Here is a 7,790-nt window from a genome sequence, read left to right as displayed (position 1 = left end):
TCAATGGCGAGCAGCGCCATGTCGTCTCCTACATGAAGGATTTCCTGTTCAAGCCGGAACAGGCTCGCACGCCGGTGCGCGAGCTTTCCGGTGGCGAGCGGGCGCGGCTGCTGCTGGCCCGCGTGCTGGCGCGGCCGGCGAACCTTTTGGTACTCGACGAGCCGACCAACGATCTCGACATGGAGACGCTGGAGCTGCTGCAGGAGCTGGTCGCCGGCTTTGCCGGGACGGTGATCCTGGTCAGCCATGACCGCGATTTCCTCGACCGCACCGTCACCAGCGTGATCGCGCCGGACGGCGGCGGGCGCTGGATCGAATATGCCGGCGGCTATTCCGACATGCTGGCGCAACGCGGCGGCTCCAGGCTCGAGGATCGCAAGGCACGATCGAAGGCTGAAACGGCCGCTGCGGGCTCTGCGCCGAAGGCCGATCAGGCCGCAGTGAAAGGCCCGGCGAAGAAACTCTCGTTCAAGCAGAAGTTCGCGCTGGATTCGCTGCCGAAGAAGATCGAGGCGGTGGCGGCTTCGATCTCGCGGCTGGAAAACAACATCGCCGACCCCTCCTTCTACGAACGCGACCCAACCTCGTTCCAGAAGACCATCGCCGCCCTCGACAAGGAGCGCACCACGCTTGCAGCGCTCGAGGAAGAGTGGCTGGAGTTGGAGATGTTGAGGGAAGAGATGGAGGGATAGTATCCTCGTTGCGCTGGCGAACCGATGCGCATACACTATGCGCATATCGAGGTGATTATCATGCGCAAGACATCGACGAACGCGGTGCGTCAACCGGCTAACCTATCGATCGATTCCCAGCTCATGGCGGAGGCCAAGGGGCTCAACGTGAATGTGTCGCGCGCGGCGGAGGCGGGGATAGCGGAAGCGGTCGCTGCCGAGAAGGCCCGGCTATGGAAGCTTGAAAACCGTGCGACGATGGACGCTTGGAACGACTATGTCGAAAAGCATGGCATTCCGCTCGCCGGGCATCGGCAATTCTGATGGCGCGTTATGACGTCTTCGCTGGTGATATCGAAGGCGGATATCTGCTCGACGTTCAATCCGACTTGCTGGACCACTTCAAGACTCGCGTGGTCGTCCCGCTTCTGCCGCTGACCTCGGCACCTTCGCCAATGCGCAAACTGCATCCGATCTTCGAGATCAACGGCCGGAAGATGGTGATGGCCACCCACCTGATCGCTACGGTCGCTGCGACCGAACTCGGCGAAAATCGAACTAATCTTACGAGTCACCACGACGATATCGTCGCGGCACTCGATATGCTCTTTCAAGGTTTTTAAGGCGCTCCCGCCTCACCCCGACGTCTTCGCCGCCCAGGCTTTCAGCGCTTCGTCGAAGACCTTTTCGCCGGGAATGCCCTTTTCCATGGTGAGCAGCGCCCGGCGTCCGGTCTTGTAGACGACCGGCACGTCGATCCAGGACTGTCCGCGAAGCAGCGTCAGGTTGGCGTCCTCGTCGGCCTTGGTGTCGTTGAGCGCGACGAGGAAAAAGCCATCGGCGATCTTGGCCGGAATACCGATCAGCGGGCTGCCGGCGTCCTGTTCCGAGCTCTTCATGGCGATGCGCAGGATGTTGTCGACGCCGCCGCCCTCGAACCCTTCAGGCGTCAGGAAGATCATCTCGATGATATGGCTGGCCGGCAGGGTCTGGTCGGTGTTGCGTCGGATCGTCATGCGCAACTGGATGTTCTTGCCGGGGATCGTCGCCTCGGCGCGGATCGCCGGCTCCGGCGGCAGGTCGCCGCCGGGCGATTCCTGCACCAGCGACCAGACGATGCTGCCGGGTTCCGCCGTGCCTTGCTGCGTGCTGGTGCGCTCCTCGTAGAAGATCGCCTTCTGGCCGACCGGCACCGTCGCTTCGCTAGCAGCTGGCGTCGCCGCCGCAGGCGTCGTCGCCCCTGCCGTCGGCTGCGGGGCCGGTGAAGTCCCGGCTGCGGGCGGGGTGGTGCTGGCCGCGGGCGGGGTTGTCCCGGCCGCTGGCGTCGGCGGATTGGCGGCCGCGGTGGCCGGCGCCGGCGTGGTTGCGGCTGCAGGCGGGGTCGCGCCAGACGTCGTGGTCGCAGGTGCTGGCGGCGTGGCCGCGGACGCCGGCGGCGTAGTGGGCCGCGTCGTCAGCGCGGCGACGGACTCGCCCTCGCCAATCGTGCTCTGGCCGGCTGCCGGACCAGGATCGGTCTCTTTGCCTTCCGGCGTCAGCCGCTGGGTGAACTTGGTCGTGTCGGCTGGTTCGGTGGTGCCGGTCGCAGGTGGCGCCGCCGCCGTATCCGTAGCCGGCTTCGCGGGAGCCGGCTTCACCAGAGGCTCGGTCGAAACCGTCTTGCTGCCGCTGCCGCCCACGCCGAACAGCGAGCCGAACGCGGCCTTGTTCAACCAGATTCCATAACCGCCGCCGCCCAGCACGAGCAGCGCGATGACGGCGGCGATCAGCCCGCCGTAGCTGCGCTTGCGCGGAGGCGGTCGCAGCCGCTGGAAAGTATCGGCCGCCGGCTGCTCGTCGTTTGCGAAGACATCGTTGTCGCCGTCGGCCTCGGCAGCATTCATTCCGGGAAGGCTGACATCGTCCTCGCGCGGCGACGGCATGGGTGGCGCCTTCTGCCAATCCGGCTCCGCCTTCGCCGTGCCTTGCCGGCCTGGCTCCATGTTCACCGCGCCTTGTCGGCCCGGCTCGGTCTTTGCCTCGCTCTTCCAGCTCGGCTCCGTCTTTACCGGGGCCTGCCAGCTCGGCTCCGTCTTTGCCGGGGTCTGCCAGCTCGGCTCCGCCCGGGGCGCGGCAGCGGGGGCGGCCTTGAACGGCTCAGGTCTGGAGGGCTCGGGTCTGAAGGGCTCTGGCCTGGCAGGCTCAGTCTTCGCCACCGTCGGCTGCCGGACATGGCTCGGCTGGTTCTTGTTACGGTCGATGGACGAAAAGATATGCTCCAACTCAGCGAGCGGATCCTCGGCCGGAGCCCGCCTGACATAGTCTCGCTCGACGCTTGAAATGGCATCTTCCAGCGAGCGCTTCTGTTTGCTGACGACATCGGCCGCGAGCGGTGGGGAATAATCCGCCAGCTTCTTGGCCAGCACCGCGCGGGCACCATCGTATATCTGCTTGCGCACCTCGAATGAGGGCTCGCCCTTCTTCTCGAGCTGCTTTTTCAGAACGCTAACGAAATCTGCCATGCGTCAGGTGACCTGCAATCGTTTCCCGGCCGGCCGCAAATCAGCCGTACCGCCGGGAAGGGCTGTGAAACTAGTCTTGAAACGGGTCGGTCACAAGTATCGTGTCGTCCCGTTCCGGGCTGGTGGAAAGCAGCGCCACGGGGGCGCCGATCAATTCTTCGATGTAGCGGACATATTTGACGGCCTGCGCCGGCAAGGCGTTCCAGCTCCTGGCCCCGGCCGTGGTTCCCTTCCAGCCTTCGAGCGTCTCGTAGATCGGCTCGACGCGCGCCTGAGCGCCTTGGCTGGCCGGCAGATAGTCGATCGTCTCGCCGTCGAGCTTGTAGCCGGTACAGACCTTGATCTCGTCCAGTCCGTCGAGCACGTCGAGCTTGGTCAGCGCGATGCCCTTGATGCCGTTGACGGCGACGGCCTGGCGCACCAGCACGGCGTCGAACCAGCCGCAGCGGCGCTTGCGCCCGGTGACGACGCCGAATTCGTGGCCGCGCGTGCCGAGGAATTCGCCGATTTCGTTCTTCTGCTCGGTCGGGAACGGGCCTTCGCCGACGCGCGTCGTATAGGCCTTGGTGATGCCGAGTACATAGCCGATAGCACCGGGGCCGACGCCTGAGCCGGCGGCGGCCTGGCCGGCCACGGTGTTGGACGAGGTGACGAACGGATAGGTGCCGTGGTCGATGTCGAGAAGGGTGCCTTGCGCGCCTTCGAACAGGATACGCTCGCCAGCCCGGCGCTTGTCGTCGAGGACCTTCCAGACCCTGTCCATGTAAGGCAGGATCTCGCCGGCCACGGAGGTCAGCTCCTGCATGATCGCCTCGTGAGTCGCTTCCGGGTGGCCGAGCCCGCGGCGCAGCGCGTTGTGATGCGTCAGCAACCTGTCGACCTTCAGGGGAAGCGTTTCCAAATCCGCCAAATCCATCACCCGGACTGCGCGCCGGCCCACCTTGTCCTCGTAGGCGGGGCCGATACCGCGGCGGGTCGTGCCAATCTTGGTTCCGGAGTTCGAGGCGGCGTCTTCGCGGAATCCGTCCAGTTCCCGGTGCAGCGAAAGGATAAGCGCGGTGTTTTCGGCTATTTTCAGGCGCTCGGGCGTCACATCCACGCCCTGTTCCTTGAGCTTCGCCGCTTCGGCGACGAAGGCATGCGGATCGAACACCACGCCGTTGCCGATGATCGAGAGCTTGCCTTCCCGAACCACGCCGGAAGGTAGGAGCGAGAGCTTGTAGACCTTGCCGTCAACGACCAGTGTATGGCCGGCATTGTGGCCGCCCTGGAAGCGCACGACCACGTCGGCCCGCTCCGACAGCCAGTCGACGATCTTGCCCTTGCCTTCGTCGCCCCACTGCGAGCCGACGACCACCACATTGGCCATGTTCTTTTCCCTTGAGACGCCGCCCTGGCGGCTTGAAAACGACAGGCCTCTATAGCCTCATGTGTCGGCCGACGCGACCCTTCTTTTGCCGTCGAAACCGCCCCGAGGCACAACAAATTCCGCCTTCCGTATCATTTACTTGCCGAGGTGGGCGCATTAGGCCGGCTCCCATCTTCGAACGCGCGTCCCCGCACGGAACCTGCGATGTATCGAGCCGCCTACCTGTTTCTTCTGTCGACCATGCTGTTATGGGGCGGCAATTCCGTGGCCGGCAAGCTCGCCGTCGGTCACATATCGCCGATGACGCTGGTCTTCCTGCGCTGGGTCATGGCTGTGCTGATCCTGCTGCCCGTTGGCTGGCGGACGCTGCGCGAGGATTGGCCTCAGGTGCGCAGGCATTGGCGGCTGCTGGCCGGCCTCGGCGCCTGCGGCTTCACGATCTTCAACGTCATCTTCTACACCGCGCTGAACTACACCACCGCCATCAACGTCTCGATCGAGCAGGCCGCTATCCCGATCGTCATCATCCTGGCCAACTTCGTTCTCTTCCGGCTGCGCGTGCAGCGGCTGCAACTCGTCGGTGTCGCGTTGACCGTCATCGGCGTTGCGCTCACCGCAAGCCATGGCGACCTCGGCCAATTGCTGAAGCTCGATCTCAATTTCGGCGACGCGATCATGCTCGTCGCGGTGCTCTGCTACAGCCTCTACTCGGTGGGATTGCGCATGAAACCGGCAATCCGCTGGCAGAGCCTGATGCTCGTTCTGTCGATTGCTGCCCTTCTCACCTCGGTACCTTTCTTTGTCTGGGAGGTCGCGGCTGGTCGGGTCATCGTCCCCGACGCGCGGGGGTGGGCGCTCACGCTTTACACCGCGCTCGGCGCGTCGGTTGTCTCGCAAGTCCTCTACATCAAGGGCAACGAACTGATCGGCGCCAACCGGGCGGGCCTGTTCATCAATCTGGTGCCGATCTTCGGCACGCTGCTTTCGGTGCTGATCGTCGGCGAACAGTTCCAACCCTATCAGGGCCTTGCGCTCGCGCTCGTGCTTGGGGGCATAGCACTCGCTGAATACAGCGGCAGAAGAGCGGCCCTGCAAATGCTATGAATAGGCCAAGAAGCCGCCAGCAATGCGACATCATTAAGGATATCGATATTTGGATATATAGGCCATCCCGGGCCGATTGACTTTCTCATCTTCCGGGGACCAGATATCGAGGTCTAGTGTATTTTCATTCAGGCAGGGAGGGGACTATGAATTTCCGAATGCTCGCGGCACTGATCGTCGCCTTTGTCGGCCTCGCCGTGTTTCCCGTTTCGGCGTCGGCTGCGACCCTCGCCCACGCCACCACCTCGCTGAATGTACGCAGCGGCCCAGGCGCTCACTATGCAAGGGTCGCCACCTTGGCCGCCGGCCAGCAGGTGACGCTGCTCCATTGCGAAGGAAGCTGGTGCTCGATCCGTGTTGGCGGCATCCACGGCTGGGCCAACGCAAATTACCTGGACCGGACCCATGTCGTTCGGCCGGTGATCGTGCAGCCGCGCATCATCATCCGCCCGCCGCATCACCACCATCGGCCGCCGCACTGGCATCATCGGCCGCCGCACAAGCCCCACAAGCCACAGAGGCCACACAAGCCTCAGTGCAAAATCGCGCCCGGGTTCCCTTGCAAGTGATTTGACGGGACGACCCGTTTCAAGGCCCGACATGAAGCCCCGCGCATAACAATGTGCGGGGCGCTTTTCACATCGATACCGCCTCAGGCGCCGCCGACATCGAAATGCAGCGGCTTGGCCGAGTCGATCGACTTGTGCGCGCGCAGCTGATCCAGCACATTCTCCGGGAACGGCGCATCGAGATAGAGCAGCGCGATCGCGTCGCCCCCCGGCCGGTTGCGGCCAAGCTGGAAGTTGGCGATGTTGACGCCATTCTCGCCACAAACCGTGCCGAGCAGGCCGATGATGCCCGGCGCATCGGCATTGGTGGTGTAGAGCATGTGCTGGCCGACCTCGGCGTCGAGATTGATGCCCTTGATCTGGATGAAACGCGGCTTGCCATCCGAGAAGCAAGTGCCGGCGATCGAGCGCGTCCTGTGCTCGGTCGTGACGGTGAGCTTGATGTAACCGTCGAAGACGCCTGACTTGTCGCGCTTGACCTCGGCGACGATGATGCCGCGTTCCTTCACCATGATTGGCGCCGACACCATGTTGACGTCGGAGACCTGCGGCCGGATGAGGCCGGCAAGCGCTGCGCTGATCAGCGCCCGCGTGTTCATCGTCGCCGTCGAGCCGTCGAACAGGATCTCGACCTCCTTGATCGGATCCTCGGTGACCTGGCCGACGAAGGCGCCGAGCACTTCGGCAAGCTTGACGAAGGGCTTCAGCCGCGGCGCCTCCTCCGCCGTGATCGACGGCATGTTGATGGCGTTGGAGACGGCGCCCTTGATCAGGTAGTCGCTCATCTGCTCGGCCACCTGCAGAGCCACGTTTTCTTGCGCTTCGGTGGTCGAGGCGCCAAGGTGGGGGGTGGCCACCACATTCTCCATCCCGAACAGCGCGTTCTGCTCGGCCGGCTCGACCTCGAACACGTCGACACCCGCTCCCGCCACCTTGCCGCTCTTCAGCGCCGCGACCAGGTCGGCCTCGACGACGAGCCCGCCACGCGCGCAATTGATGATGCGAACGCCGTCTTTCATCTTGGCGATCGCATCAGCATTGATGATGTTGCGCGTCTTGTCGGTCAGCGGCGTGTGCAAGGTGATGAAATCGGCGCGGGCGAAGAGTTCATCAAGCTCGACCTTCTCGACGCCGAGCTCTTCTGCCCGGCTGTCCGACAGGAACGGATCGAAGGCGATGACGTGCATCTTCAGGCCGACGCCGCGCGTCGCGACGATCGAGCCGATATTGCCGCAGCCGACCACGCCCAGCGTCTTGCCGGTGATCTCTATGCCCATGAAGCGGTTCTTCTCCCACTTGCCGGCATGCGTCGAGGCGTTGGCTTCCGGAATCTGGCGGGCGAGCGCGAAGATCATGGCGACGGCATGTTCGGCCGTGGTGATCGAATTGCCGAAGGGCGTGTTCATCACGATGATGCCCTTGCGGCTGGCAGCCGGGATGTCGACATTGTCGACGCCGATGCCGGCGCGGCCGACGACCTTGAGCCTGCCGGCGGCATTGATCAGCTTCTCCGTGACCTTGGTCGCCGAGCGGATGGCGAGGCCGTCATACTGGCCGATCACTTCGAGCAGCTTTT

The 7,790-nt window shown here is 64.1% G+C and carries 8 protein-coding genes; 5 read left to right on the top strand and 3 right to left on the bottom strand.

Translation table 11 applies throughout. The features are described 5' to 3' along the window. From Q0L57_RS00040 to Q0L57_RS00030, 3 genes are all read left to right on the top strand, one after another. Positions 1–692, top strand: a 692-nt coding sequence (locus Q0L57_RS00040) for an ATP-binding cassette domain-containing protein (RefSeq protein ID WP_296736054.1), incomplete at its 5' end; no start/stop codon positions are given. Positions 693–752: 60 nt separating this feature from the next. Then, the gene (locus Q0L57_RS00035) at positions 753–995 is read left to right on the top strand and encodes a type II toxin-antitoxin system CcdA family antitoxin (RefSeq protein WP_296736051.1); all 243 of its coding nucleotides are present in this window, start codon (positions 753–755) and stop codon (positions 993–995) included. Beyond that, on the top strand, positions 995–1,294 hold the full coding sequence (locus Q0L57_RS00030; protein WP_296736050.1) for a CcdB family protein: 300 nt from the start codon (positions 995–997) through the stop codon (positions 1,292–1,294). The genes Q0L57_RS00035 and Q0L57_RS00030 overlap by 1 nt, the downstream gene beginning before the upstream one ends. Positions 1,295–1,306: 12 nt before the next feature. Here Q0L57_RS00030 and Q0L57_RS00025 read toward each other — a convergent pair whose 3' ends face one another. Together Q0L57_RS00025 and Q0L57_RS00020 are read right to left on the bottom strand one after the other, a co-directional pair. Next, the gene (locus Q0L57_RS00025) at positions 1,307–3,172 is read right to left on the bottom strand and encodes a hypothetical protein (RefSeq protein WP_296736047.1); all 1,866 of its coding nucleotides are present in this window, start codon (positions 3,170–3,172) and stop codon (positions 1,307–1,309) included. Between the two features lie 70 nt (positions 3,173–3,242). Beyond that, a complete protein-coding gene (locus Q0L57_RS00020; RefSeq protein WP_296736044.1) occupies positions 3,243–4,541 on the bottom strand; it encodes an adenylosuccinate synthase in 1,299 nt (432 codons plus the stop codon). Positions 4,542–4,745: 204 nt separating this feature from the next. Between Q0L57_RS00020 and Q0L57_RS00015 the strand changes: the two genes are divergently transcribed. Continuing rightward, positions 4,746–5,645: a DMT family transporter gene (locus Q0L57_RS00015; protein ID WP_296736042.1), complete on the top strand. Its 900-nt coding sequence runs from the start codon at positions 4,746–4,748 to the stop codon at positions 5,643–5,645. Positions 5,646–5,791: 146 nt separating this feature from the next. Next, positions 5,792–6,214 (top strand): SH3 domain-containing protein, encoded by a 423-nt coding sequence (locus Q0L57_RS00010; protein WP_296736040.1) that lies wholly within the window; start codon positions 5,792–5,794, stop codon positions 6,212–6,214. Between the two features lie 83 nt (positions 6,215–6,297). On the opposite strand, the gene serA is transcribed toward Q0L57_RS00010, so the two are convergent. After that, positions 6,298–7,790, bottom strand: a 1,493-nt coding sequence (serA, locus tag Q0L57_RS00005) for a phosphoglycerate dehydrogenase (RefSeq protein WP_296736038.1), incomplete at its 5' end; no start/stop codon positions are given.

Source organism: Mesorhizobium sp. (assembly GCF_024509055.1).
In the GTDB taxonomy this organism is placed as follows: Bacteria; Pseudomonadota; Alphaproteobacteria; order Rhizobiales; family Rhizobiaceae; genus Mesorhizobium.
Note: the sequence above shows the minus strand (reverse complement) of the source record. Positions and strands in the feature narration are given on the sequence as shown.